This is a genomic window from Clostridium sp. CM041 (assembly GCF_055081035.1).
In genome coordinates this window covers 1,692,861-1,719,744 of the sequence record NZ_CM143648.1, presented here as the reverse complement: position 1 = coordinate 1,719,744, position 26,884 = coordinate 1,692,861, and the positions used below count along the sequence as shown (strand labels likewise).

Below are 26,884 nucleotides of genomic sequence, written 5' to 3'. Positions count from 1 at the left end.
TTATGCCTAAAGATAGCCAACCTGATAATAAGTTTTCTAGATTAGTTAAAAGTAATTATGATACTCCTATAACTAGAGAATCTGCAAAAAATCAAAATGCTACAACAAAAAAACAGTCTGCTGATAGAAAATAAAAAGAGCAGAGCATATAAACTTTTGTCTATATGCTCTGCTACTTTTATTTTATAGGAAATTGCATTATAATAAATAATGCAAATTTTATAAATTTGAAGCAAATAAAAGATTATTAACATAATTTATTGCATTATCTTATTATTATGTTAGAATTTATATATGTTATTGTTTTAAGATTCTAAATAATTAGAGTTACTTTTGTATTTGAAAATCTGTGCTTGTTTATACTTTGAAGTTTAAAGCTGCAGCATGCCTGTAGCTTTTTATATTTTAAATTAAAAGATTCGATTATTAGTAAGAGTTTCCGGAAAGATTTGGATACTTTTGTACTATTTAAGAAGGAGTGAATATATTGAGTTTTAATGTTTATAATACTATGACTAGAAATAAAGATGAGTTTGTACCTTATAAAGAAGGTAAAGTGGGAATGTATACTTGTGGACCTACAGTGTACAACTATGCACATATAGGCAATTTAAGGACATATATTTTTGAAGATGTACTTAAAAAATCCTTAGAGTATTTTAATTATAAAGTTAAGCATGTAATGAATGTAACTGACGTAGGTCACCTTCAATCGGATGGGGATGAAGGTGAAGATAAAATGGCATTAGGTGCAAGCCGTGAGCATAAAACAGTATGGGAAATTGCTAAGTTTTATGAAGATGCTTTTTTTGAAGATTGTAAAAAACTTAATATAAAAAGACCTACTATTGTATGTAGAGCTACAGATCATATACAGGATATGATAGATTTTATAAAAAAACTTGAAGAAAAAGGATACACTTATGTTTCTAATGGAAATGTGTATTTTGAAATTGACAAATTTGAAGACTATACTAAGCTTGCAAACCTTAGTATAGATGAATTGAAAGCAGGAAGTAGAATAGAAATAGATCCTAATAAGAAAAACCCACTTGATTTTGTACTATGGTTTACAAACTCTAAGTTTTCTAATCAAATTATGCAGTGGGAGTCACCATGGGGCAAGGGATTTCCAGGTTGGCATTTAGAATGCTCGGCAATGTCTGTTAAATATATTGGTGAATGTTTAGATATTCACTGTGGTGGAGTGGATCATATTGCGATACATCACACTAATGAAGTAGCTCAATCTGAAGGAGTATTAGGACATAAATGGGTAAAATACTGGATGCATGGAGAGTTTTTAGTACTAGATAGTGGTAAAATGTCAAAATCTACTGGGGATTTTTTAACTGTAGCAAGACTTGAAGAAGAAGGATATAGTCCTCTTGATTATAGATATTTCTGTCTTCAATCTAAATATAGAAAACAGTTAGTGTTTAGTTTCGACAGTTTAAATGACGCTAGGAACGGCTACAAAAAACTTAAAGAGAGAATTGCTACTGTTTTAAACTCTATAAATCGAGATGATATAACGAGTGGTGAGAAAACTAACGCATACAAAGAAAGATTCTCAGCATATATCAGTGATGATTTAAATATAGCAAATGCTTTCACTGTACTTTTTGATGTTTTAAAAGATGGTGAACTTAATAATAAGGAAAAAGCTATACTTATAGAAGATTTTGATAAAATATTCTCATTAGATCTTATGACAATTGAAAAGGAAGATACAAATGTAGATGAAGAGCTTATAAATAAGCTTATAATTGAAAGAACTGACGCAAGAGAGAGTAAAAACTGGGCAAGAGCAGATGAGATAAGAAATGAATTTATAGCTATGAATATCGAACTTTTTGATACTAAGGAAGGAACGACTTGGAAAGTTAAATAAGTATGAATTAATAAGGCATCTATGGGCAATAATCATAGATGTCTTGTTTTATCTAAACTAAATAGGATGGACCGAGTAGGAATTATTCTATTTTACTTCTTTTTGAAGCCGCCTGGATTTTTTCATCGCTGCCAAGTCGTTTTGGTAATCTAGTATCATCATTTTTCTTAATCATAATTTGCTCTTGGGTAGTGTAATTGTAGTTTTTTGAATCTTTTCTTGCCATGGATATTGCCACCTTTCTAAAGTTTAACGACATTTCAGAAGGAAAGTCTCCCACTTCTACAAGTGGGAGTTACATGCCCTAACAAATAAAAAACTTCAGTGGGAGTATAAATCTCCTTCTGAAGTCGTTGATATTGCAGCTCCGCAGGAGATGATTTAATGAAATATTAGTTTCTCCAATATTCAGAGTATAATGCATCTAAATTATAACTAAATTTCCAATGTTTTTACAAAATAATAGAAATTAAATTAATAATGTGATAAAATTTTAAAAAAGGAAGTGATAAGAAAATTTAGTTTATAATATTATGTATAGCTTAAGGCAGAAAGTAATATATTTTAAATAAAACAATTAAAATCTGAGGTGATAAATATGGATAGATCAGCTTTGAAAGCTTCAATATTAATTGCAGTTATTGGTATGATTTTAATATCAGTTATATATTTTAGACCGGTGAGCATTGAAAGAAACTATGGTGGATATATGTATGATGAGAATAGTGAATTTAACAAATCAACTGAAATTAAGCTTGTTGGAGAATTAAAAAAGAAATTATCTTTGAATTATGAATTTACTGGAAGTGTAGAAGTAGATGGTATTAAAGAGAAGGTTATTCTAAAGAGAATATGGGCGAAGAACAATGTTTTTAAGACTACGGGATATAGCACTTTTATAGAAGCTAAAAATAGTAAAACAGGGCAATATGAAGTGACTGGAACGCTTAATACATCAAAGAACTTCAATGAAATACTTATAAGAGTAGCTGAAGTAGATAACAAATATAATGGTAAATTTGATATTTGTGGGCCAAGTAGTACTGTGAAAGAGGCAAAAGGTATAATAACAAATATGGGAAAAAATAATTAACGTGTATTGGAGGAGTTGTATTGTCTAAAGAATTAATTTTAAAATTAAAGCCATACTTAAGTGAAAAAATATGGGGATGGGAGAAATGGGTACTTTCATGTCATGAAGAAGGAAATTCTACGGTGCAAGAAGGAATTTATGAGGGACGAGAATTGTCTGAAGTTTTAGGATGTGGTAGTGATTTTCCTATACTAAATAAAATTATAAAAGCAGAAGATACCTTATCAGTACAAGTACATCCAAATGATGAATATGCTAAAAGGGTTGAAAATGCTAATGGAAAAACAGAGTGCTGGTATATATTGGAAGCTAAAGAGGGAGCGACTTTAGTATCAGGAATAAAGAAAGGTTTAAATAAAGAAAAGCTAAGGCAAATTATAAAAGAAGGTAAACTAGAAGATTATTTAGAACGAATCAATATAAGCAGGGGAGATTTCATCTATATACCAGCGGGTACGGTACATGCAATAGAATCTGGTGTAAAGCTTATTGAGGTGCAACAAAATAGCAACATTACTTATAGACTTCATGACTGGGGACGAGGCAGAGAAGTGCATATTGAAAAATCCTTAGATGTTATAGATTATGATGGTGAGAATAAAGGTGGAAAAATTGATAATTTTAATAAATTAGAGACACCTTATTTTAAAGTGGAAAAAATTATTGTTAATAACAATTATGTAGACATAGTTAATGATAGTTTCCATAGCTACACTGTAATATGTGGCGAGGGCGTAATAAAAGTCAGTAATGAGCAAATGGAATTAAAAGAAGAAGAAACAGTTTATATATCAAAAGGAATAGAGTATACACTTGAAGGTAATATGGAATTAATTAAATCTAGTGTGTAGAGGATTAATGCTAGGCGAGATATGAAGGAGCGTTTAAAAATGAAAAGGATGAAGTTTTTAAAAAAAACAATGATATTGGGTACAGTGATTTTTGTGTTTTTGGCAGCTGGATGCGCTAATAAGGAAAAAGATAATGTCGATAGTAAACCTAAAGCAACAAAAGGGGTAGAACCTTCCCCAGTAGTTAAAAAACAAACAGAAAAAGGAGCTAATGACAAAAATCCAATGGTTACTATAGTAATGGAAGATGGATTGACTATTAAGGTAGAATTATATCCGGAAATTGCACCGAATACAGTTAGAAATTTTGTTTCTTTAGTTCAAAGCGGTTATTATAATGGATTAATTTTTCATAGGGTAATACCAGGTTTTATGATACAAGGAGGAGACCCAGAAGGAACGGGCACGGGCGGCCCCGGATATACAATAAGCGGCGAGTTCAGTAATAATAGTTTTGACAACTCTTTAAAACATGAAAGAGGAGTAATATCTATGGCTAGAAGTGCTGATAAAGACTCAGCTGGTTCACAGTTTTTTATAATGATTAAGGAAAGCAGCAACTTAGATGGTGATTATGCTGCTTTTGGTAAGGTTACAGAAGGTTTGGAAACAGTGGATAAAATAGTAGCTGTTGAGACTGGGAGTAATGATAAACCTAAAAAAGATCAAAAGATGAAAAAAGTTACTGTGGACACGTTTGGAGTAAAGTATGGTGAAGTTGAGAAGGTAAAATAAAATTATAAGAAATGCCCCTAGTGAGTTAAGTTCACTAGGGGCATCTTTTATATGTTTCGTGATTTTAAATTACATTAATACGAAGACTTTGTCTGTTTTTCATAATTATCTGTACATTTAGATTGGTTTTTGTAAATTCTTACAAATCTAATAGAGAATATATCACACATTACCAGATCATTTGAACCACTTTCTTGAATGACAATAAAACTAATACCAACTTCTTTTAATATGCCTTCGCGATCAACCCACATACCAGTTCCAATTAAAAATTCTACTTTTATATATTTACCTATTTGGGTAGATAACCAACCTTGATTATAAAGTGGATTATCTACTATGGGTGAGACAGGTGGCATTTCACGGTGCTGGTTATTATCAGGGGTTGGCATCGCAGGTCTTTCTCTTGTATTATCATCTGTACCAAATTTTGGGATAGGTGCCATTGGGGGTTCAGAAAACACAGGAACACTGTCCCACATTGGAATTTGATTAAAATTGTTAGGTGGTGCTATAAACATAAAATATCCTCCTTAAAAATTATATTAAATCATTATCTAAAGGTATTGTTAGTAATGCTTTTTAATTAAGTAGTAAAATACTTCGCTGTGGGATTGTAAAAGCAATGTAGACCTACACTGACTTGATAGATACCACTACCATTGAAAGGGAATTCATCTGGACATGGTGCATAGGGATTAAAATACCATAAGGACTCACCTGTTGTATATAATCTATTGCCAGCTAAAGCCCAATCAGCAATATCATAATGTATCTGCTCTGGTCGACTTGCCCAAATGGTTTGTGGGTTAATCACGCCACGAATTTCAGATCTTGCACAATCAAATTGTCCTTCCTGAAATATAATCCTTCTTAAATCACCTTGACCTATCCTAAGATATTCACCATCTGCTACGTGCACTCTGTTCATAACTACAGAGGCAACAGCTTTCATCCCATTTTCGCCTTCTCCACCAGCCTCACATTGTAGTATTCTAGCCAATAACTCCCTAGCACTGAAAGCCATAAATAGTCATCTCCTTAATTCGCTCTACAGTGTTATTATATTCAGGGAGTTAATAATGGTACTTAAAAAAGCAAAGAAATTATTTGTTTACAAGGAAATTGTAAGATTTATTGGGTATTTAATAAATTATGAGAGATAGCTATATAACATTAAAGAAACTCTAATAAAAATCCTATTGTCATATTCTTAGTAACATTTAACATGAATATATGGTAAATCAATGGGAAGTTTGATATAATTACCTTGTATTTGTGTTCTCTTTTGTTAAGCTATTATTATTTGTGGTAAAACAATAATAGCAAATGCATTTTATATTTGTATATACTTTCGCGTAAAGGATATTAGATACCCAATATACCTATATTTATATATATATTGTTATTGGATAAGGTATGACTATAAAAAGAAAATTTAACTTAAAATTTTATATTTATACATATGTTATTAAGATGAATAAGTTATGAAACATTTATACAAGAGGTGGATTATGCTAAATAGTGGAGATATATTAGACAAAAAATATGTAGTAATTAAAATTTTAGGCAAGGGTGGAATGGGCACTGTTTATTTATGCGAAAATATAATTCTTGGTAATTTTTGGGCTATAAAAGAAGTAATAAAAAATACAAAAAATATAGATATTTTAACAGAGGCTAACATTTTAAAAAATCTAAGCCATCCAGGTATTCGGAGAATAGTTGATATATTTTATGAAAATAACAATCTATATATGGTTCAAGACTACGTAGAGGGTCAAACACTAAAGGAATATGTTAAGGTAAGTGGTAGAATACAGACAGAAAAAACTTGCCGGATTACATCTGATTTATGTGATATTATAGGATACTTACATAATCAAAATCCAGCTATTATATACAGAGATATAAAACCATCGAACATAATTATAACAATCAGTGAAAAAGTTGTTTTGATTGATTTTGGTATTTCGAAAATTTATAAGGGTGACAAGTCGCAAGACACAGTGTGTGCATGTTCTAATGGATATGCGGCTCCAGAGCAATACGGCTTAGGGAAATGTTGTACGCAAACAGATATATATGGCATCGGAATGTTAGTATACTTTATGGTGAAAGGGAAGACCCCTTTCACGGGTGTAGAGCCTCTTTTGGACGAAAATTACGGGACCGATATTAATGATAAATTAAAAATAATAATACAGAAGTGCGTTAAGATTGATATTAAGGATAGATATAATTCGGTTAAAGATTTAAAAAAAGAAATTTTAGAAGTATTAAAAAAAGATAAATATGAAAAAACAGCGGGTTTAAGCGACTATAATATTAGCACAAATGTGGGGACTAAAAAAGCTAAAACAAAAATCACAAATAAAGGTAAGTTAACAATAATTAAAAATGGGTTTTTCTGTTGTCTAGTTGTAACGTTAGCAAGCATTTATATTTTGCATGGGAATAAAAAAGAAAATACAGTTATGAACACTGTAGATAGGACCGAAATAGTGAGTCCCGTAGTAGGTTCATCAAGTACAGAGAAAGATGCTATTAAGGAGTCTATAAAAAAGTCTGTTAAGACACCTATTATAAGCCCTATAAAAGTAGCAACTAGTTCTATTACACAAGATAGCTCAATAAAAGAAAAAACACCGCAATTATCTAAAGCAAAGGATAAAGAAAAACGAAAAAACAAACAAACAAACATAGTAAAAAGGGTTAAATAAATGAGATGGTTAGAAATGGATGAAGATGTATAGAGATGGACAGGTAATAATAATTTAATTTAATTTGGACTGTTAATAAGGGTTAATTCATATTAATCGCTCCAATTGTCTAATATAGTGCTATAATGTGGTTAGGAAATAATAATATGAGAATTAATGATGATTTTACAACATAAGATATGGGGGGAGTAACAATGAGAAGAAGAATATTACCTTTACTTATAGCTATTGGATTAGTTATGTCAGTAAGTAAGCCGATGTTCGCAGTGTCATTAACGCAGCAGTTAGATAATCAAAAGAGGCAGCTGCTAGAACAACAGGGTTCATATAGTTTGTCACAAAAGAATTCTGACCAATTAGAGATATCTATTGAAATGTTAGATTTAGATATTGGGAACATGAACGCGGCAATTGATAAAGCAAAAAATGAGATATATAGTACTGAGAAAAAAATAGAGAAGACTACAAAAGATATAATAGTTGCCGAGAATAATATTAAGGGCGAGGAATCTTTATTTAATGAAAGAATGAGAGTAATGTATATGAACGGAGCAGATAGTTATTTAGAGATACTACTTGATTCTGAAGGAGTCGAAGACCTTATCTCAAGAGTAGAAAATGTTAAAAAAATTGTAGAATATGATAACAAAATTATTAAAGAATTAAATCAGAAAAAGAAAATTATTGAGGATAGAAAAAAAACTCTTAATGATAACAAAGAAAAAGTTCTAGCGTTAAAAGCTAATAATGAAATTAAATTGGACGAGCTTAGTGCAAAGAAAAAAGAACAAGGACTACTAGTAGCAGAAGCAAATAAACAGGAAGAATTGAATAAAAATGAAATGATAAAAATACAGGCTTCAGTAGACAGTACTATGAATCAAATAAAAGATGAAGCAGATCAAAAACGTAAATATGATATGGCAATAGCTACTAAAAAAACTCAAGAAAATACCCCGTCAAGAGGGCAAGTAAGTACCGCAGTGAAAAATGAAACAAATGATGAAAAAGAAATAGTTGAAGAGGTAAGCAAACCAAAACCAACTTTACCAAAACCAATCTTACCAAAACCAACCTTACCAAAACCAACTTTACCAATAGGTTCAAATGAAGTAATAGAATATGCTAAAACTTTCCTGGGAACGCCATATGTGTGGGGAGCAACGGGTCCAAATTCATTTGATTGTTCAGGTTTTACTCAATATGTATATGCACATTTTGGAGTTACTACAGGTAGAGATACTTATGCTCAGATAACTCACGGATCATATGTGTCTAGAGAGAATTTACAACCAGGAGATTTGGTGTTTTTTGGAACGGGAAGTCCTCACCATGTTGGTATTTATGTAGGAAATAATTCATACATACATGCACCAAGCACAGGGGATGTAGTTAAAATATCACAATTAACGAGAAGTGATTATATGTCTGCAAGAAGAGTTAGATAGTAACATGTAAAATAACACAAAATGATTCACATAAATAATATAAATAGGTTTGATTGATGATTTTTAAAACACCGTGGTTAATTTTAACCACGGTGTTTTAAAATCATTTTTCTCTGTAATCAGCAAGAAGTAAGTCGACCATTGCACCATAGCTTTTAGTTCCAGATTGTTGATTTTGAGATTTAAGATAAGTGTCGTTAATTTTATCTCCTATTTTTTCTATAGGACCAGAGTACATTTCCCAAAAAGATTGGTTGTACTTCAAGTCAGTAATTACACCTGTGCTACAAGTTGAAATCAATTCATTATATTTTTGTGAATCACTTTTTTGTAATGCATTTAATGAATAAGATAATGCTGCAAGTGTTCCAGAGTATTGAAAATCTATATACGGATGATTTATACAAGCTATATATGCAATATAGTTTGCTTCATCTTCTTTGGCAAAGCCTCTTTGATGGGCCATTTCGTGAACAGTGGTAAATGGAAGGAATGAATCAGGTTCTGCCATATTAATATTTGCTTCGTTAGTAAAAGGAAAATAAAAACCTGTAATTCCCGTATAACACATTGGACTTGAAAGCAATATACCTTTAGGTATTCCATAGTTACCTTTTAATGCAGCATATTGAAGTGAAACTTTATCATATCCTAATTGAGCAGTTTTTAGGATATACTTTTTATTATAAGAAAGTTCCATTACACCATATTGGTTTTCGTTTGTTTTTTTTCTTAGAGAACTTGAACTATTTATAAGATGCATGCAAAGCGAAGCAAGTTCATTTGAAGATGACGAGCGGACATTTTACTGAAATATTTTATTGAGTGTAAGTCTTTGATAATTAAATCCCCATAAAAACTGGAATAAAAAATATATTAATCCAGATGTGGCAAGTATATTTAAAGCAAAGTATTTTAAAATACATAATCTTTTATTTTTATATTTGTATAAGTCAAAAATTGTTTTTAAAATATACAATAACGCGAAAGTTACAAAGGAAATAATTGCAAGTTCTGCAAGAGAGAATGGTAAGAAACGGGTAATTGAACTTAAAATATTAGCAATTATTTTATAAAAATATGATGAATAGTATTTTTCTATAAGAGTCGGAAACATTCTAGATATTTGAGTTAGGAGAATACCTGAGGGTAAAAGCAAGATTAAAAATGATTTCTTCTTACAGGGAAAAAGCTTCAAACTAAGCACCTCCTTTATATATTTATATCTCTCATGTTTTAGTTGTTTATATAAATTGAATGTAAATATAATTTATTATACAAAAGCTCCAAGTGAAATGTTTACTTGGAGCTTTTTTATATTACTTTTTTTGTTGTAATAAGTCTCTAATTTCACTTAATAGCACTTCTTCATTTGAAATTTTGGGAGCGATAATTTCTTCGATTTCTTTCTTTTTAACAGATTGTATAGCTTTTATAAATATAAAAAGTGAAAAAGCAATTATTAAAAAGTCTATGATGGATTGAATAAACAAACCATATTTAATTGACAATGCTACTCCGCCGGCTATGGATGATGGTATATCATATTGTAAGCTACTAAAATTAATTCCACCCATTAATATGCCAAGGAAGGGCATTATAATTTCATTCACTAAAGAGGTAACTATTTTAGAAAATGCCGCACCTATAACAACAGCTATTGCTAAATCTAATACACTTCCTTTAAGAGCAAATTTCTTAAATTCTTTCAACATACGTGAACCACTTCCTTTCAAAGAATATACTAATTTTAAAAGTATTTATATTATATCATATATTATTTATATTAAAAAAATAGTTTTAAAAATATGATTGTTATAGTCATTTACATATGACTTAGGTGATGAAATACTAAATAATTATTTAGTTACACTTGTTGTTTTTGCGCTGCGGCTCCTAATCTCCACTATAATAAAAATAATTAAAGGTATTATAACTTCAAATACAAGAGAATAATATGGCCATATATTCAAAGTCCAGGATAACATTTCCATGGTACTCTCGTAAACAAAAAAAGAGAAGCTAAGCATCAAAAGAGCTACAGGTGTTGCGATAAATTTGTAATCATCAAACCCAAAAACCTTGGAAATTCCATTGCAAACTGCAAAGAGACATATAATTACTTTAACAAAGACACATACTAAGAATTCAATAGCTACTGTCATTTCAAGTCTTTCAAGTAAATTACCTAGGTGAATAAGGCTTATTACCATGGGAGAAGGGAAGTATAATCTGGATAAGGTTTCATTACCTAATACTAAAATATTTCTTAATGTTACTAAAAATATAAGCCCTCCACCCACTAGTAACCCTACCATAAATGTTTTTTTATAATTATTAACTTTAGATATATTAGAAAATACCATTGTAAAAATTACGGTTTCACCAAATGGATAAGTAAAACTTGAGAAAGCACCTCTTAGAAGTGGAGCGGCGCCGCTACTTAGTATCGGTTTTAATTCGCTTATATTCATTTGTGAAATTGAAAATATAGAGACAGTAAAAAATATTAGAATTACAATCCAAATGAAGAACTCAGACCATCTTCCTAAGACTTCAATACCTTCTTTTAAACACCATATAAGAAGTAGAGTAAAAAAAATCATAGGTACTACCACTGGTGTATCAGGTAACACTGAGATATCAGTAAATTCTGATAAACTTCTAAGAACTAAGGATCCATCATGAAAGGCAAACCATATCATTAGTATACTTATTATTTTTCCTATAGACTTTCCCATAGCGATTTGAAGTATATCAAATAAATCTTTCCCAGGATATAATGATAAAATTCTAGAAAACATAAGCAACAATATAATAGACCACAAAATAGCAATAATTATTGCTATCCAGGCATCTTGTTTTGCAGCGCCTCCAGATCCTCTTAAAAAAGAAGTTCCAATTATAAAAAGTATTATAAGTATTGTAGCTTGTCTTTCAGAAATAACTTCATTTTTCATTTATGCCTCCCACACTATTTACTGTAATGATAAACAGTAAATAAAAAACTAATTTGTTTTACCCAATATTGAAACCACAATATTTTTTATTTGATTCGATGGACTTGGTAACTGTACCCCTAAGGTTAGAAAAATGCTAATTATCATTGAAAATATAATTAGAGAAAAATAAAGTACCATTTTACCAATATTTTTTTCTTTTAATAATACGACAGTTTCAAATAATATTACTATGATATAAAAAAATATTACAAGTAAGAACATTTATAAATTCTCCTTTGATTATTTCCCTATTGGAATAGGATTTGTTGTTGTACCACTACCCTTTATTTTCAGGTGCACGTTAACTTCAGTCTTTAGACTTATTAAAATATCTTCTCCATTATTTTTGTAAGTCTCACTTACTTTTGGTTTTTCTTTTTTGAAAATCTCTCTAAAGCCTAAAACGTCGCTATGGTAATTTTTCTGTAATTTACTAATTATAGATTGTATATTATTTTCTATTATTTTTTCTGCTTCACTCTTAAGTATTTTTAAATTTCCCTCTTTAATAAAATCTTTAGTTCCTCCAACCTCAGATATAGTTACAACTGGGTATATATCAATTATAAGCGATGATACTCCATTGTTATAAATAGGGGTTAATTTAGTTTTATTTTCATGTATTTCTAAGGTTATGCTGGTGCCAGAACCTGAAACATCTTTCAAAGTAATTAACCCTTGCTTTATTTTATTCTGAATCATAAGCATGTATAGGGTTTCGTCTCCATCTATATATCCTACAAGTTTATCTGACTTAAAAACAGCAGAGCCATTTAAAATAGGTACTATATTTCCAGCATTAGGCTCACTTTTAACTGTAGCTATTGCTTCAGACTTACCTTCTGAAGACATTGCACCGACAAATGACCATAACATTGAATTAGGAAACTTAGAGAGTGTTTTCCATGAAGTCATGGCATCATTAAGATGAAATGAAGTTACGCTATTAAGGTCAACCTTAGTTTTTAAAATTTCGGCAGCACTATCACCCTTTGCTATTAGAATCCACATATCTGATCTAAGGCTGGAGTCTCTATGGGCCCAATCAATTACCGGAATTACCCCTTCATTTGCGACTGGCTCACTTATTATTAGCACCTTTTCATCACTCCAAAAAAGTTTTAAACCAGTTTTTTCTATCATATTTCTCACCGCATTAAATATACTGTCACCTTCGGAGCTATAAAGCTCAGAACCAATGGTTGAGGAACCACCTTGACGTTGCGTAGTTATAACTTCTGTTGTAACAATATATTTATTTGTTGATATATCCTTATCTATAGCAACACCAGCTACTATCGCTAATGTGTCTATTTCGCTATAGTTCCAGCAACCGCATAATATAATAGGACACATAGCTATAATAAAAATTATGATTACAATTTTTTTTTTCACTTGAGGCCCCACTTTCTGTATTTTTTTTGACGCTTTTTATTTTTTGTAAACAGCTTCGGTCTTAAATACATAGACCACCAGGGAGCTCTAATTACCGTATCTTTTATATCTTGAATAGAAAAAGAAGGGATGTTAGTCATATAAGGTATACCAAAGGAACGAATAGACATCATATGAAGAACTAAACCCATTACGCCAAAAATATAACCATATAAACCTAGGAAGGAAGATAATAATAAAAAAATTATTCGTATCTCTACTATTCCTAACACTTGAGGTAGCATAATGCTTGAAATTCCAGTTAGTGCAGTAACTATTACTATAGGGGCACTGACTAGTCTTGCGTTAACAGCAGCATCACCAAGCACTAAGGCACCTACTATACTAATTGCTCCACCAATATGTTTAGGCATTCTAAGACCTGCTTCTTTAAGTATCTCAAATACAATCATCATGCCCATGGCTTCTACAATTGAAGGAAAAGGTAATCCTTGTCTCGCAGAATATATACTTAGAAGAAGTGGAGTTGGAATAAGTTCTTGATGGAAGGTAACAAGTGCTACATATATAGCTGAAGTACTAGTACTAATAAAAAAACATAACCATCGAAGAAATCTGACAAAGGAGGAATATAAAAAATTGTTATAATAGTCTTCATTGTTCTGAAAAACCTCAACAAAGATAGTTGGAAGAGTTAGAACAACGGGAGTTCCATCGCAGAGAACTGCAAACCTTCCTTCTAGAAGTTTACCTGCTACCACATCAGGTCTTTCTGTAGTAAAAATAGTCCTAAAGGGAGAATAAGGGGCATCTTTAATTAATTCCTCTATGTAACCAGAATCTAAAATACCATCAATATCAATATTATTAAGCCGCGTCATTAGCTCTTTATGTATAGGTTCCATTGCTATACCTTTAATATAACATACACATATTTGAGTTTTAGTTTGTTCACCAATTCTCATGAATTCGAATTTTAAGTTAGAATTAATAAGTTTCCGCCTAATAAGTGTAAGATTTAAATTCATTGATTCGGTAAAGCCTTCGCGAGGACCCCTAACTATAGTTTCTGATTGAGGTTCTGAAATTGCCCTTTTTTCCCATCCTATAGTACCAATAGAAACTACTTCAGCCAAACCATCTATGAAAAGCATAGTTTTTCCGTATATAATTTCATTAATGATATTATCAACAATAGATGCTTTTTTGTTGTCTGCAGTTAAAAGTATTTTTTGCATTAAAATATCCATAATGTTACTATCATTAATATCAGATAAATCACCTAACAAAAGTGGCTTTATAATATCTTCATTAATTGTTTTCAGATTTGCCATTCCATCAATATAAACAAGCGTACACTTAGTGCTAGTAGGTTTGCCAATTGATAGATCTCTATATACGACTGTTGTGTCATTAATAAAAATGTTTTTTATCATATTAATATTTTCATCTAATGATTTTACTAGGTTTATATTTGAAAAGTCATTTGCATTCATAAATTAAACATCCTTTGTATTATAATAATTAACTACATATAGATATTTTAGCCAATTTGTAAATGATTTAATCACATACATTTTGCTCAACATCCTAAAATACTCTCTCCATATCTGAACTTCTTTGGTAAAAATATAAAAAAAGGACGGTTAATAACTAATTGCATGCAATTAGTTATTAACCGTCCTCATATTTTCTTGTTTTATTTGAAATATTCGCGAACGAAATCAGGTACATATGCGGTTTCAATATTTAAATAAGTAATATCCTCACCGTTTTTCATATGTAGACCTAAAGCATACTGTCCTATTTTATTTTGTGAGTAGTCTGTTAGGCAGGTTTCAAGCTTAGTTTTATCAGTGATTTTAAGTCTTTTTACATTGGCAGTTTCATCAGAAAGATTAATTCCTCCATGGGGGTTGCTAGGGTTTGTTTTTTCTATAATAGCATAGTCTATATCTTCAGGCAAAATTCTAGCCTTAGAATAGTATCCATTTTGTTTTAACCAATTTTCAAATTCTTTATAGGATTTTTTCCAAGATAAATTTATTCTTTTATCATTTGATAGTAATATATCAATATTCGCCCATGCATCCCTTGAATCTATGATGTTTTCATAAGTTTCATTTAAAGCTTCTTTTTTCAAAATATCTGTTGCCTCTTTAATTTTTGTTGGGTTTGTTATTGTTACCATTTTATTTGCATATTGTGAGTTAATTGAAATTTTATCGATGGATTTATGATCAGTATTTAAAATACTATTATGAAATTTTTTATATTCCTTTGATTCATATATAGGTTTGAAATATTTTCCATACTCATCTTGTGGAATATTATATTGTCTTTTTATTTGTTTTCCATTTTTCAAATTATACAGAAAATCAAGTTGTTTATTTGAATTTGAAGAGTACTTTAAAGTTTTTTTATCATTTATAAGCTTGCTATGCAATTTCACAATGTTATTAAGATTTTGTATTTCATGATAAGCAGGTATTGAACTGTTCCTTATATCATTTGAATAATAAAAGCCATTATCTATAACAATGCTGTTGATATTTTCTATAGTAGGAATTCGTTTTTCATATCCAATAATATCAGAATTAATAACAATTGCTAGTATGGCGATAAAGCCTGCATATATGAAATACCCCTTTATATTTCTAAATATTCTTAGAGATTTAGTTATTATAATTTCTGCAATAATATATCCAATTAGAGAGCCTATAACATAACCGAGTATTATGAAGCGGATATCGTAGACTCCGCTTTTGAAATACGTTCCACCTACGAGCATAAAGCAGAAGGTTATGCCATATTTAAATACAGGCTGTAGATGTTTAAAAGCAACAACATTAGATGCAGCTTCTAAATTTCTTTTATGGTATGCAAATCTAGCTACAAGGTAAAGAATAATACATAAAATTATATATATAAATATTTCCATTGAAGTCATTGGTGTATTTGTTAAAAATCTTGTAATTGGAGAAAATTCTATGCTATTATTTATATGATAGTTACTGGCAATACCATAAATAAAGAAGTCAAGATTATAACTAATTAAGGCAGTTAATCCAAGGGGTAAAAATAAAAATATATACGTAAGTATTCCCTGTGCAGTTGAAAGTCCTGTGAACATACCAACTAAAACACTTGAAAGAAAAATAACAATATTAAATAAAAGTGTTATACTAGCCCAGGATATAACATTTTTAACCGTAAAGTAAATATTAGCAGTGTTCAAATTTAAAGCTTCTTTAAGAAATAATGCAGAAAGTGCAGTTATAATTACTGGTACTACAAGAAGTAGTATTCCTGTAAATATATGGTTATCATATAACTTCACCCTTTTTATAGGAAGAGCGTGAATCATATCTACAGATTTTTTGTTTTGTATGTATCTAAATAATAGTATAGCAGTTAAAACCGGTATAACTACAGTGAACATCGATAGTATGTTATTATTAAAAATATCTTTCATTGATGAAGAATACTCTGGATGAGCGGTGTTATTAGCGTTCATCATTAATATTTTAAAAGGTACTTCAAATAATAAAAATATTGTGTAACATATGCCTATCCAGGCAAAGCGTTTTGTATCATTTATGAGTACTCCTTTGTTAAAGCATGATATTTTCGATTTCATAGTTAACGGCCCCCATTTCATATATAAATATTTCTTCTAAGGTAAGAGAAATAACATCCATAATTACAGGACTAAATTTATTAAAGTAATTAATAACATCGGACTTATTTCCTCTAACGATTAGAAGAAGCACGCTTCCTCTTTCCTCCTTATGGAGTATATTAACACCGCTAAAAAATTCCTCGGGTACATTATTCTTAAAAGCGATTTGTATTTTATGCACATCAGATTTTAATTCATCTAAGTCTTTTTCTAATATGAGGGCTCCTTTATGAAGAATTCCTATGTGGTCACATATATCTTCTAATTCCCTTAAATTGTGGGAAGAGATGATAATAGTCATTTTTTTGTCCGCCACATCTTGAATTATTAAGTTTTTAACCTTTTGTCTCATAACTGGATCTAAGCCGTCAAGTGGTTCATCTAAAATCATAACTTTAGGCATAGTTGATAGTGCAAGCCAGAAGGCAACTTGCCTTTGCATGCCTTTAGATAAACTATTTATTTTTTTATTTACATCCATATTAAATATTTTTATTAGTTTTTCATATCTTTCATTGTTCCATTTAGGATAAATATTTTTATAATAGTTAGCCATAGTATCTATTGTATATTGGGAAAAGAAATAAAGGGAATCTGGTATAAATACCATTTCTGATTTAATTAATACATTCTCAAATACATTTTCACCAGATATTTGAACTATTCCATTGTCCTGTTTATAGATACCTGCTAAAAGCTTTAAAAGAGTTGTTTTTCCGGCGCCATTTGAACCTACAAGGCCGTAAATAGAGCCTTTATTAACATTCAAGTTTACATTTTGTAATGCTTCTAAATCAGCAAAGGATTTAGAAACATTTTTTACTGAAATCATATTTATTCCTCCTTCTTATTATTTTCAACTTGTGAAATTATTTTTAAAATATATTCTTTCGTCATCCCCATATACATTGCTTCAGACAGTATTTTTGTTAATTCATTTTCTATTTTTTTTAGCTTTTCAGAATCAGCTACTTTTGCGGAGGGAGTAACGAAACTGCCTTTTCCTTTTATGGAGTGAATATATCCTTGTATTTCTAGTTCTTTATACGCTTTTTGAATAGTATTGGGGTTCATAGTAAGCTCCATTGAAATAGTGCGTACTGAAGGGAGTTGCTGATTAGGCTTCAATATTTCACTAATTATAAGCTGCTTAAACTTTTCTACTAGTTGTTCGTAAAGGGGCAGACGACTTCTTAAATCTAATTCAAACATCTTATTCCTCCTTTCTTTTTTATTTTAAATGTATAATCCTAGTGTGTCAACTGTATTATTGAACGCAATACAGATATAGTATAGAGGATAAATATTACATTGTAAAGGTGTAAATATAAAATTAAATTATTTATAATCGTATAGGATAAGTATAAAATTCATCGAGAACAATCAAAAATGTATTGTTATTCACTTATATGTATGGTAAAATACATTTATATTAACTGGTTAACGCCAGTTATTACTGAGACTAAACTAGATAACAACATATCCTCTTTTTAGAATATAATTGTTAATCGATTGTTAGATCTTAATATTTGAAAAAGGAGGAATGTTTAAAATGGCAGATAAAACTTTAGTATGTAAAGACTGTGGTAAAGATTTCCTATTCACTGAAGGCGAACAAGAATTCTACAAAGAAAAAGGATTCGACAATGAACCTCAAAGATGTGTTGATTGCAGAAGAGCAAGAAAACAACAAAATGACAGAGGATTCAGAAACTAGTAAAAAAGTACTATTAACCCTATAGGATTAAACCTATAGGGTTTGTTTTTGTAGGCAATTGGGAGACTATCAGTAGTTATCCTAATTATGAAAGGGTATTTTTTTATTTTTTATTTTATTGTTCTTTGAATTATTATAAAACTTAACAATTTCCCACCAACCAGTAGAAGCAGCACCAAGGATGCAAGCTAGTATAGCGGTTTTGAAATTCAGCGCTACAGTTTTAAAAATAGGATGAGCGGCTGGAATATATACTATTGAAAATAACATCATTAAGGCTAAACTATTAATGTAAATTCTAGCTTTGCTACCTTTTTCTTTAAAAACACTAATTAGATAATTAGTGTTGGATCTATTAACTAAGACTAAAATTACATTTCCGACTATCAAGCTCATTAAAGAAAAAGTTCTTGCATAGTCTGCACTTAGACCTGAGTCAACCATATAGTGAAAAGGTAAAAATGCTGCTAAAAACATTGTTGTACCCTGTAATAAAACTTTTTTTGTTAATGCTCTTGTTAGTAGAGGTTCATCTGGCAAACGTGGGGGCTGATCCATTATATAATCTTCTGCTGGTTCACCTTCAAAAACTATAGAACAGGTTGGATCCAAAATTAACTCTAAAAGAACAATATGAACAGGTAATAATATTTGTGGTAAGATAAAAATAGGTGAAAATAACGCTAGGGCCATAATAGGAATGTGAATTATCATTATATATACCATAGCTTTACGAATGTTATCAAAAACCCTTCTTCCATCTTCTATGGAGTGGACTATAGTTGTAAAATTATCATCCATTAGAATCATATCGGCAGCTTCTTTCGCAACCTCTGTTCCTCTTTTGCCCATTGCAATACCTATATGAGCATTTTTTAGAGCTGGGGCATCGTTTACGCCATCTCCAGTCATTGCAACAATTTCACCGTTCTTTTTAAGAGCCTTAACTATCTTCATTTTATGTTCTGGAATTACTCTTGAGAAAATATCACAATGCTTCACTGCCTCGCAAAGTTCATGGCCGGTCATAGCATCAATTTCATCTCCAGTAATAGCAGAGTTATTAAAATTAAGACCTATCTCATGTCCTATGGCTGTAGCTGTTTTAGAATAATCTCCAGTTATCATCATTACTCTTACTCCAGCTTTTTTACATATATTTATAGCATCCTGTACGCCTTCTTTCGGTGGATCTTGAAGTCCAATTAATCCCTTAAAACATAAACTATACTGTTCTAAATTATCTTTAAGGGTACAAGTTAATAAATCGGCCAGTACAATAACTCTTAACCCGCTGCTAGCCATATCATCAATAATATTTAAAATATTGGTTTCTTCATTAGGACTTAAATTACATAGTGGAATCATAGTTTCCGGAGAACCTTTAGCTGCTATATAATAGGCATCATCTTCTTTGTAAATGTTCGCCATTCTTTTGGTTTTAGGATCAAAAGAATACTTTTTAGCTAACTCAAGATTGTAAAGCTCATTTATGTCTATTTTATCAGTGCCAGCTGCAACTATTGCTTTTTCCATAGGATCGTAGGGATCTTTTTCGCAAGCTAAAACTAAAAGCTTTGCTAAATTTATATCCAGCATTTTATCTGGGTCTATAAATTCATTGTTATATATAGTTTTTACCCTCATAATATTTTGTGTGATTGTTCCTGTTTTATCTACGCAAAGAACGGTGGTGGAACCTAAAGTTTCCACTGCAGTTATGCTGCGAATTAAGGTGTTCTTTTTAGCTAACCTAAATGCACCTAGGGACAAGAATATTGTAAGTACTACGGGAAACTCTTCTGGAATAATTGCCATAGCCAAGGTTATACCTGCGAGTACACTCTCAACAAATTTACCAGTATGCATATAGGAAAAACACATTACTATAATGCATAGAACAAAACCAGTAATAGCTAATGTTTTTACTAAATGAGATACTTTCTTTTGGAGAGGAGAAGGTTCCTGATTTGTTCCACTTATGGATTTTCCTATTTTTCCATATTCTGTTTTAAAGCCTATTGTTTTTACTCTAGCAGTACATTTTCCGAAATTAGACAAAGTACCCGCATATAGATAATCCTGTTTCCAGTATTCATTTGAGTAATCTATAGCTCCGGTGGGCTGCTTATATACAGGTCCGCTTTCTCCAGTAAGGGAAGATTCATCCACTGAGAAATTTGATTCTTCGATTACTTCACAATCTGCTGGAATGCGATCTCCTTCTGATAAAAAAATTATATCAGAAGGTACAAGTTCGCAACTTTTAATTACTTGTTTTTTTTCATCCCTAAGGGCTATAACATGAGGTGCCGTCAAATCTTTTAAAGCATCCATGGTTTTTTCGGTTTTCCATTGCTGAACGAAGGTTATAGTAGCAACAAAAATAACAAAAATAAGCATTATACTACCTTCTCTTGGTTCACCTAAAATAAAATATAAGGTTGAGGCTCCTGCTAGTAATAAAAACATAGGCTCTTTGAATATACTTAAAAATTTTATTATGGGATTAGATTTTTTAACTTTTAAAAGCTCATTAAAGCCATATTTTTCTCTAAGAGTTTTTACCTCGATCTTATTCAAACCTTTTAATGAAATATCTTTCACTTATTACACCTCATTATCAATTAATAATACATATACTAACTACTATATGTTATGAAGGTAGAAGTGTTAAAGGTTTCATTAAAAATAAGATGAATATATATATTATCAATTGAGAATTATATCCAGATATTAATGAGAATTAATTGTGAATAATACATATTAACATGTGTTAATTCTTAATAAACAAGTGTATAGGAAAAGTAATGCCTATTATGATGATGCTGTTTTTTTGATATGCTATAACTACAGAGCTCGATAATATATCTACTGTAGTAGTAAGGTAAAAGATTTGATTAATAAGACGAAAATGTAGTGAATGAAATTAAAAAAACTGGATAAAATAATACAGTGGTTTATTTTATTAAATTAAAGGTATAAAGTATCTGTGTGGGATATTAATAATGGTTTCTAATTGATAACATCAATTAAAAACTATTGAAAATATCATTGACATACTTTAGTTTTACGCATATTATAAAAATATAGACTAAAACTAATTGAGAATAACAATTTAATATTCTTGTTAGGTGAGGTTACTGTATAGAAATATGCTACTGCCCAGAAATGTCGAGAGACGCCAATGGGTCAGCAGGTACTACCGGATTAAGGTTTTACTTAATGTAGCTGACAACATTCATAGATAATATGAATGATTATGTTCTACGCTTTACAGTGCTAAAACTCAACGAGTGGAGAAGGTATTATTTGATTCGTATTGAATCTCTTCGCTTGTTGTGGAGAGATTTTTTATTTTATGACTTTTAGAAGGAAAGTCTCCCACGTCTATAAGTGGAAGTTGCATGCTATAACAAAGAAAAAACTTCAGCGGGAGTCTAAATATCCTTCTGAAGTCATTGAAATTGCAGCTTCGCAGAAGATGATTTAAGGAGGTGATTGACATGGATGATGGCCCTGCGGATAGTAATTTAATAAACAAATTTAATGAATTTTATATCATTACCATAGCCAATCGCTATTTGATAGGTATGTTTTATTAAATATGTATTAGTTATGGTAGAAATATAAGGTTGCAGCATCGAAGACGATGATTTAACTAATTAAGTTTATTTAGATTACTATGAGATGTGTTAATTTTAATTCATAATACAAATCATAGGAGGTTTTAAAATGAAACATACAGTAAGTTTTATTAAAAGAAAATTTGGACTATTTGACATTATAATATTTGCATCAATAATAGCATTATTGTATATTTTGGTGTCACCAAGTATTAATCATACTTCAACTGGTCAAAGTGTAGTGATTTCAACAAGTCTATCAAAGCTTCCAATTTACGCCCTTAAGTCAGTTGGAAGAATGACAGCAGCATATATTTTATCATTAATATTTACATTTATATACGGATATATGGCTGCCCATAATGAAAAGGCAGAGAGGGTTCTGGTACCTATACTTGATATTTTGCAATCAATTCCTGTACTTTCATTCTTGCCGGCTGTTGTTTTGGGATTAGTTGCAGTATTCCCCAATAATAACATAGGAATTGAAATTGCTTCAATTATTTTGATTTTTACCGGGCAGGCATGGAATATGACCTTCAGCTTTTATCATTCAATTAAGAATATTCCTAGAGATTTAAAAGAAGCAACTGAAGTTTTTCAATTAAGTAAATGGCAACAATTTAAAACCATGGAACTTCCATTTTCGGCTATAGGTCTTGTTTGGAATAGCATGATGTCTTGGGCTGGTGGTTGGTTCTTTCTAATGGCGTGTGAAATGTTTACCATAAAGGATAGAAATTTTAGACTTGAGGGTTTAGGATCTTATCTTCAAACAGCAGCTAATGAGGGAGATAAAAAAGCACTCTTGTGGGGAATAATTACATTAGTACTGGTGATTGTACTGCTGAACGAATTGGTTTGGAAACCTGTAATTGTATGGGCTGATAAATTCAAATTAGAGCTTACTGGAAATGATGAAAAATCCCATTCCTTTATTCTTACAATGATAAGGCGTTCAGTGATTATTGAATTTATATCAGAAAATGTATTTAGTAAAATTAAATTTTTTACTAATAATATTATTGATAATTTAATAGGCAGATTTAGTAGTAGCAAATATTTGAGGGTTAGTATTTTAGGGAAGTTTATAAGCATAATAGTACGAATTATAATAATTATGTTGCTTTCTTATTCGTTATTTAACGCTTTAAAACTTGTATCTACGGTTTCTCTTAATGAATTAAGCAAGTTTATTCCAGCTGTAGGAGCTTCATTATTAAGGGTAATTGCTGCACAAGTTATAGCACTTTTATGGACAGTACCAGTTGGAGTTGCTATAGGAATGAATAAAAAGCTAGCAAATATATTTCAACCAATTATCCAAGTTATAGCATCGGTTCCAGCTACAGCACTATTTCCTGTAGTATTGGGATTATTTATGAGTGCTGTTGGAGGATTAAGTATAGCATCAGTCTTTCTAATGTTAATGGGAACACAATGGTATATATTGTTTAATGTAATTGCAGGAGCAATGGCAATACCAGAGGATTTGGTAGCAGCTAGTAAGACTTTTGGACTTAAAGGCTTTAAAAAGTGGAAGATACTAATACTACCAGCAATATTTCCTTATCTCATAACCGGAATGATTACAGCTACAGGTGGATGCTGGAATGCTACTATAGTATCTGAATATGTGAATTTTGGGAACGAAACATTTAGCACTATAGGAATTGGCGCATTAATATCACATGCAAGTAATAGTGGGGATTTTCCAATGCTTATTCTTAGTACAATCATTATGTGTATAGTGGTAGTTACATTCAATAAGTTGATTTGGAAACCATTGTATAATTTAGCAGAAGTGAAGTATAAAATAGAACTATAGTAAGATAGAAAGAGGTGTTAGTAATGGCTAAGGTAAAAGAGTTTATTAAAGTAAGTGGAATAACTAAATATTATGGAGGTTCAGATAAACCTACAATTGAAAATATAAATATAGATATTAATGAAGGAGATTTTGTTGGAATACTTGGACCATCTGGATCTGGTAAATCAACTATATTAAGAATAGTAACAGGTCTAATTCAGCCTGATAAAGGTGAAGTTTTATTTGATGGAAAAAGAGTTAACGGCGTTAACCCCTACGCATCTATAGTATTTCAAACATTTGCTTTATATCCATGGCTAACTGTACTTGAAAATGTAGAACTTGGGCTTAAAGCTAAAGGTTTTCCTAAAGAATATACAAGAGAGAAAGCAGAAGATTTAATAAATCTTATAGGACTAGATGGATTTGAAGAGGCTTATCCTAAAGAATTATCAGGTGGTATGAGGCAAAGGGTTGGATTTGCTAGGGCGCTCGCCGTTGAACCTAAGCTTCTATGTTTGGACGAACCTTTTTCTGCACTAGATTTTTTAACCGCTGAAAATTTAAGAACTGAGCTTATAGATTTATGGACAGATAAAAGGATGCCAATGAAAAGTGTGATAATGATTACTCACAATATTGAAGAAGCAGTACTTATGGCTAATAAAATAATAATATTAAGCAAAAATCCTGCAAGGGTAATTGCAGAATTAAAGGTAGACCTTCCTCATCCAAGAAATAGGAAGTCTCCTGAATTTGAAAGTATTGTAGATAACATCTATAAGGTTTTGACCAGTGGGAAATTGGAAGAAAAGATAGAAGACAAAGAAGTAACAGAAGCTATTAATGAAAATAAAGAAAAACCTGTTCTAATACCAAAAGCTCCTATAGGAGTTATGTCAGGTCTTCTTGAACTTATTGATGATAATGATGGCAAAATGGATATCTATCAGCTTGGACGTGATTTAATGATGGAGAGTGATGATTTACTTCCAAATATTGAAGGTACATGTATGCTTAATTTCGCTGAAATAAAAGAAGGTGATATAATTATTACAACGCTTGGAAAAGAGTTCGTCGAAGCTGATATAGAAGATAGTAAAACTATATTTAAAAATCAGATTAAAAATATTTCAACTTTTAGGGTTATTGAAAATGTGTTAAATAGTAAGAGAAATAAGACTATGAAAGAAGAATTTTTTAAGGAATTATTTATGCAACATTTTTCAACTTATGAAGTAGAAAATACAATGGGTTCAATAATTGATTGGGGCAGGTATGCAGAGGTATTTAATTACGATCATGACTCTGAAGAATTATTTTTAGAAAATGAGGATAATAACAGTTATATCAATTAGTATTAAAGTCACACCATTACAAAACTATTATATTAAACATCTAGATTTCAGATTTATCTGTAATGTAGGTGTTTTTTTATTATAAACTATCATAAATTTTGAGTTTTCAATCTATAAGGAAAGGGAAAAAACATGGGTATTTAAATCAGCTATATAAACTACTATAACATATAGATACACCCCATCAAATGGATTCTACAGCTTTTTTAGTTGCGTCCATTTAAAGGGGTACAATTTCTATAAAAATAATGAATATGAGTTTAAAACTATTTGACATGTATTAAGTAGAAATTAATATTTTTATCGCCCCAACCTAAATCCCAAGGTACGTGATATCTATCAATAGTGTGAGTATTAACAAGGGGATAACCATGAGAATCAAAACCAGTAACCATAGCAAAATGATCTATATCGCTACCTTTGGCATAACATATAAGGTCGCCTATATCCAATTTTTGTACTGCACCGCATGGATAGCCAGGTAGAGGAGAAATTAATTCCTTAAATGTCCCTTTTCCTAGTAGTTTTCCTCTACCGCTATAAAGCATATAATTTTTAAATGCATCAGCATTAACCCATGCAGAGCTTCCGTCAGCTCCATCATATTTTTTGTAAGTACAGTTCCAAGTGCTATCAAATCTTAGGCCACCACCTTCTTTATCTCCCATTGATTGAGATACATAATTTGTGCAATTTCCACCAATACCGGTATAGTTTGTGTACCTTTTATTATATTTTGTTGAATTTCCACTTGCCCATGGTATTCCACAATATTTATCTGCGTATTTAACAGCATTTATTTTGTCATAATGACCTTTGGTAATAACTTTTAATTCAGATGATATTTTAGGGCAATTATCCAGCTTATAAATAGGCTGTTTATTAGCATTAAGTTTAACGTCTTTTATTTCACCTAAATAAGATTTTAATGCATCTTCAAAGCAATCTAAATACCAATCGGAATAAACTACCCATTTCCCTTCTTTTTTGATTAATTCAATAGAGTGTGTTAATCCTACTCCAAAAACATTTGCAGTGAGTGCTATATCATTTTTATAAGAATACTGAAATTTATAATATTCATCCACTAATAAGCGAAGGCCTCTTTTGGTACTAGTTATTTTTCTAACTTTAGGGGTAGATTCAACTTTTATAAAATTCATATCTCTTTGACTTGACCAATCATTAAAATAACTTAATCTTTTTACTTCGTGTTCTAAACTCCATTTCCCAAGTTTTTGAGAGGTATCAAAATAATTAGGGAGATTAGTTAGATCTTTAGTAATAAACATGGAGCAACGTTCTTTATAAATATCTTCGAGTGCTTTTGTAACTTCAGTTTTATCAGAATCTATTAAAGCTATTGTAGGAATAGCAGTATCTTTATTTATATAAAAAGTATCTGGTTTATAGTAAAATAAACACAACAATAAAATAAGTGGAAAAATGATAATAGAAATACGAATTCGGTTAGTGCTTTTTCTCATGAATTGATACACCTCCAATCTATTTAAAACAATAATAAAATAAGTACTAATTTAGTATTCCAC

At 30.6% G+C, this 26,884-nt stretch carries 23 protein-coding genes, 1 pseudogene and 1 riboswitch; of the genes and pseudogenes, 10 read left to right on the top strand and 14 right to left on the bottom strand.

Translation table 11 applies throughout. The annotated features are described in order from the left end of the window. The first annotated feature begins 2 nt into the window (after positions 1–2). Positions 3–134, top strand: a complete 132-nt coding sequence (locus tag ACWJJT_RS08015; protein ID WP_411955877.1) for a hypothetical protein — start codon at positions 3–5, stop codon at positions 132–134. Positions 135–487: 353 nt separating this feature from the next. Then, the gene (gene cysS, locus ACWJJT_RS08010) at positions 488–1,894 is read left to right on the top strand and encodes a cysteine--tRNA ligase (protein WP_462956656.1); all 1,407 of its coding nucleotides are present in this window, start codon (positions 488–490) and stop codon (positions 1,892–1,894) included. Between the two features lie 82 nt (positions 1,895–1,976). On the opposite strand, the gene ACWJJT_RS08005 is transcribed toward cysS, so the two are convergent. Continuing rightward, positions 1,977–2,120 (bottom strand): hypothetical protein, encoded by a 144-nt coding sequence (locus tag ACWJJT_RS08005; protein ID WP_462956655.1) that lies wholly within the window; start codon positions 2,118–2,120, stop codon positions 1,977–1,979. A 372-nt stretch (positions 2,121–2,492) separates the two neighbouring features. Here ACWJJT_RS08005 and ACWJJT_RS08000 point away from each other — a divergent pair, with 372 nt between their 5' ends. Genes ACWJJT_RS08000 through ACWJJT_RS07990 form a run of 3 tightly spaced genes read left to right on the top strand, consistent with a single transcriptional unit; the run spans position 2,493 to position 4,573 of the window. After that, positions 2,493–2,987: a hypothetical protein gene (locus ACWJJT_RS08000; RefSeq protein ID WP_462953204.1), complete on the top strand. Its 495-nt coding sequence runs from the start codon at positions 2,493–2,495 to the stop codon at positions 2,985–2,987. 20 nt (positions 2,988–3,007) lie between these two features. Then, positions 3,008–3,838: a type I phosphomannose isomerase catalytic subunit gene (locus tag ACWJJT_RS07995; protein WP_462956654.1), complete on the top strand. Its 831-nt coding sequence runs from the start codon at positions 3,008–3,010 to the stop codon at positions 3,836–3,838. A 48-nt stretch (positions 3,839–3,886) separates the two neighbouring features. Beyond that, entirely contained in the window at positions 3,887–4,573 is a 687-nt protein-coding gene (locus ACWJJT_RS07990) for a peptidylprolyl isomerase (RefSeq protein ID WP_462956757.1), read from the top strand. 74 nt (positions 4,574–4,647) lie between these two features. Here ACWJJT_RS07990 and ACWJJT_RS07985 read toward each other — a convergent pair whose 3' ends face one another. Continuing rightward, positions 4,648–5,094, bottom strand: coding sequence for a hypothetical protein (locus ACWJJT_RS07985; RefSeq protein WP_462956653.1), 447 nt, complete (start codon positions 5,092–5,094; stop codon positions 4,648–4,650). A 65-nt stretch (positions 5,095–5,159) separates the two neighbouring features. Next, positions 5,160–5,600 carry a cell wall hydrolase gene (locus ACWJJT_RS07980; protein WP_165413026.1) on the bottom strand — a complete coding sequence of 147 codons (441 nt, stop codon included), beginning with the start codon at positions 5,598–5,600 and terminating at the stop codon, positions 5,160–5,162. A 487-nt stretch (positions 5,601–6,087) separates the two neighbouring features. Here ACWJJT_RS07980 and ACWJJT_RS07975 point away from each other — a divergent pair, with 487 nt between their 5' ends. Further along, the gene (locus ACWJJT_RS07975; protein ID WP_462956652.1) at positions 6,088–7,296 is read left to right on the top strand and encodes a serine/threonine-protein kinase; all 1,209 of its coding nucleotides are present in this window, start codon (positions 6,088–6,090) and stop codon (positions 7,294–7,296) included. A gap of 194 nt (positions 7,297–7,490) precedes the next feature. Beyond that, positions 7,491–8,744, top strand: coding sequence for a C40 family peptidase (locus tag ACWJJT_RS07970; RefSeq protein ID WP_462956651.1), 1,254 nt, complete (start codon positions 7,491–7,493; stop codon positions 8,742–8,744). 103 nt (positions 8,745–8,847) lie between these two features. Here the strand turns inward: ACWJJT_RS07970 and ACWJJT_RS07965 are convergent. The 9 genes and pseudogenes from ACWJJT_RS07965 to ACWJJT_RS07925 form a co-directional block, all read right to left on the bottom strand. Beyond that, positions 8,848–9,861 (bottom strand): annotated as a pseudogene (locus tag ACWJJT_RS07965) (DUF3810 domain-containing protein). Positions 9,862–10,063: 202 nt separating this feature from the next. Beyond that, positions 10,064–10,459 carry a large-conductance mechanosensitive channel protein MscL gene (gene mscL / locus ACWJJT_RS07960; protein WP_462956650.1) on the bottom strand — a complete coding sequence of 132 codons (396 nt, stop codon included), beginning with the start codon at positions 10,457–10,459 and terminating at the stop codon, positions 10,064–10,066. Between the two features lie 144 nt (positions 10,460–10,603). After that, complete coding sequence (locus tag ACWJJT_RS07955; protein WP_462956649.1) at positions 10,604–11,704, bottom strand: GerAB/ArcD/ProY family transporter; 1,101 nt, start codon at positions 11,702–11,704, stop codon at positions 10,604–10,606. A gap of 48 nt (positions 11,705–11,752) precedes the next feature. Further along, on the bottom strand, positions 11,753–11,968 hold the full coding sequence (locus tag ACWJJT_RS07950; protein WP_462956648.1) for a hypothetical protein: 216 nt from the start codon (positions 11,966–11,968) through the stop codon (positions 11,753–11,755). Between the two features lie 18 nt (positions 11,969–11,986). Beyond that, on the bottom strand, positions 11,987–13,141 hold the full coding sequence (locus ACWJJT_RS07945) for a Ger(x)C family spore germination protein (protein ID WP_462956647.1): 1,155 nt from the start codon (positions 13,139–13,141) through the stop codon (positions 11,987–11,989). After that, on the bottom strand, positions 13,138–14,637 hold the full coding sequence (locus tag ACWJJT_RS07940; protein ID WP_462956646.1) for a spore germination protein: 1,500 nt from the start codon (positions 14,635–14,637) through the stop codon (positions 13,138–13,140). The genes ACWJJT_RS07945 and ACWJJT_RS07940 overlap by 4 nt, the downstream gene beginning before the upstream one ends. 203 nt (positions 14,638–14,840) lie before the next feature. Continuing rightward, the gene (locus ACWJJT_RS07935; protein WP_462956645.1) at positions 14,841–16,781 is read right to left on the bottom strand and encodes a DUF6449 domain-containing protein; all 1,941 of its coding nucleotides are present in this window, start codon (positions 16,779–16,781) and stop codon (positions 14,841–14,843) included. Then, the gene (locus ACWJJT_RS07930) at positions 16,756–17,655 is read right to left on the bottom strand and encodes an ABC transporter ATP-binding protein (protein WP_462956644.1); all 900 of its coding nucleotides are present in this window, start codon (positions 17,653–17,655) and stop codon (positions 16,756–16,758) included. Before ACWJJT_RS07930 ends, ACWJJT_RS07935 begins: the two co-directional genes overlap by 26 nt. Before the next feature lie 2 nt (positions 17,656–17,657). Then, complete coding sequence (locus ACWJJT_RS07925) at positions 17,658–18,035, bottom strand: GntR family transcriptional regulator (protein ID WP_462956643.1); 378 nt, start codon at positions 18,033–18,035, stop codon at positions 17,658–17,660. 340 nt (positions 18,036–18,375) lie between these two features. Between ACWJJT_RS07925 and ACWJJT_RS07920 the strand changes: the two genes are divergently transcribed. Continuing rightward, positions 18,376–18,540, top strand: a complete 165-nt coding sequence (locus ACWJJT_RS07920; protein WP_462956642.1) for a zinc-ribbon domain-containing protein — start codon at positions 18,376–18,378, stop codon at positions 18,538–18,540. Positions 18,541–18,621: 81 nt separating this feature from the next. Here the strand turns inward: ACWJJT_RS07920 and ACWJJT_RS07915 are convergent, their stop codons facing one another. After that, the gene (locus tag ACWJJT_RS07915; protein WP_462956641.1) at positions 18,622–21,147 is read right to left on the bottom strand and encodes a cation-translocating P-type ATPase; all 2,526 of its coding nucleotides are present in this window, start codon (positions 21,145–21,147) and stop codon (positions 18,622–18,624) included. 512 nt (positions 21,148–21,659) lie between these two features. Further along, a riboswitch (M-box (ykoK) riboswitch) is annotated at positions 21,660–21,849 on the top strand. A gap of 426 nt (positions 21,850–22,275) precedes the next feature. Between ACWJJT_RS07915 and ACWJJT_RS07910 the strand changes: the two genes are divergently transcribed. After that, entirely contained in the window at positions 22,276–23,994 is a 1,719-nt protein-coding gene (locus ACWJJT_RS07910; protein ID WP_462956640.1) for an ABC transporter permease, read from the top strand. A gap of 23 nt (positions 23,995–24,017) precedes the next feature. Beyond that, entirely contained in the window at positions 24,018–25,334 is a 1,317-nt protein-coding gene (locus ACWJJT_RS07905) for an ABC transporter ATP-binding protein (protein ID WP_462956639.1), read from the top strand. Between the two features lie 266 nt (positions 25,335–25,600). On the opposite strand, the gene ACWJJT_RS07900 is transcribed toward ACWJJT_RS07905, so the two are convergent. Beyond that, complete coding sequence (locus tag ACWJJT_RS07900) at positions 25,601–26,821, bottom strand: amidase domain-containing protein (protein ID WP_462956638.1); 1,221 nt, start codon at positions 26,819–26,821, stop codon at positions 25,601–25,603. Between the last annotated feature and the right edge of the window lie 63 nt (positions 26,822–26,884).

What these genes read in the sequence shown, in the direction of transcription:
- ACWJJT_RS07930 (WP_462956644.1), bottom strand. Translation starts at nt 17,655, where the DNA reads ATGATTTCAGTAAAAAATGTTTCTAAATCCTTTGCTGATTTAGAAGCA.
- ACWJJT_RS07955 (WP_462956649.1), bottom strand. Translation starts at nt 11,704, where the DNA reads ATGAAAAATGAAGTTATTTCTGAAAGACAAGCTACAATACTTATAATA.
- mscL (WP_462956650.1), bottom strand. Translation starts at nt 10,459, where the DNA reads ATGTTGAAAGAATTTAAGAAATTTGCTCTTAAAGGAAGTGTATTAGAT.
- ACWJJT_RS08005 (WP_462956655.1), bottom strand. Translation starts at nt 2,120, where the DNA reads ATGGCAAGAAAAGATTCAAAAAACTACAATTACACTACCCAAGAGCAA.
- ACWJJT_RS07940 (WP_462956646.1), bottom strand. Translation starts at nt 14,637, where the DNA reads ATGAATGCAAATGACTTTTCAAATATAAACCTAGTAAAATCATTAGAT.
- ACWJJT_RS07925 (WP_462956643.1), bottom strand. Translation starts at nt 18,035, where the DNA reads ATGTTTGAATTAGATTTAAGAAGTCGTCTGCCCCTTTACGAACAACTA.
- ACWJJT_RS07910 (WP_462956640.1), top strand. Translation starts at nt 22,276, where the DNA reads ATGAAACATACAGTAAGTTTTATTAAAAGAAAATTTGGACTATTTGAC.
- ACWJJT_RS07985 (WP_462956653.1), bottom strand. Translation starts at nt 5,094, where the DNA reads ATGTTTATAGCACCACCTAACAATTTTAATCAAATTCCAATGTGGGAC.
- ACWJJT_RS07975 (WP_462956652.1), top strand. Translation starts at nt 6,088, where the DNA reads ATGCTAAATAGTGGAGATATATTAGACAAAAAATATGTAGTAATTAAA.
- ACWJJT_RS07980 (WP_165413026.1), bottom strand. Translation starts at nt 5,600, where the DNA reads ATGGCTTTCAGTGCTAGGGAGTTATTGGCTAGAATACTACAATGTGAG.
- ACWJJT_RS08015 (WP_411955877.1), top strand. Translation starts at nt 3, where the DNA reads ATGCCTAAAGATAGCCAACCTGATAATAAGTTTTCTAGATTAGTTAAA.
- ACWJJT_RS07970 (WP_462956651.1), top strand. Translation starts at nt 7,491, where the DNA reads ATGAGAAGAAGAATATTACCTTTACTTATAGCTATTGGATTAGTTATG.
- ACWJJT_RS07990 (WP_462956757.1), top strand. Translation starts at nt 3,887, where the DNA reads ATGAAGTTTTTAAAAAAAACAATGATATTGGGTACAGTGATTTTTGTG.
- ACWJJT_RS07950 (WP_462956648.1), bottom strand. Translation starts at nt 11,968, where the DNA reads ATGTTCTTACTTGTAATATTTTTTTATATCATAGTAATATTATTTGAA.
- ACWJJT_RS07900 (WP_462956638.1), bottom strand. Translation starts at nt 26,821, where the DNA reads ATGAGAAAAAGCACTAACCGAATTCGTATTTCTATTATCATTTTTCCA.
- ACWJJT_RS07905 (WP_462956639.1), top strand. Translation starts at nt 24,018, where the DNA reads ATGGCTAAGGTAAAAGAGTTTATTAAAGTAAGTGGAATAACTAAATAT.
- ACWJJT_RS07920 (WP_462956642.1), top strand. Translation starts at nt 18,376, where the DNA reads ATGGCAGATAAAACTTTAGTATGTAAAGACTGTGGTAAAGATTTCCTA.
- ACWJJT_RS08000 (WP_462953204.1), top strand. Translation starts at nt 2,493, where the DNA reads ATGGATAGATCAGCTTTGAAAGCTTCAATATTAATTGCAGTTATTGGT.
- ACWJJT_RS07935 (WP_462956645.1), bottom strand. Translation starts at nt 16,781, where the DNA reads ATGAAATCGAAAATATCATGCTTTAACAAAGGAGTACTCATAAATGAT.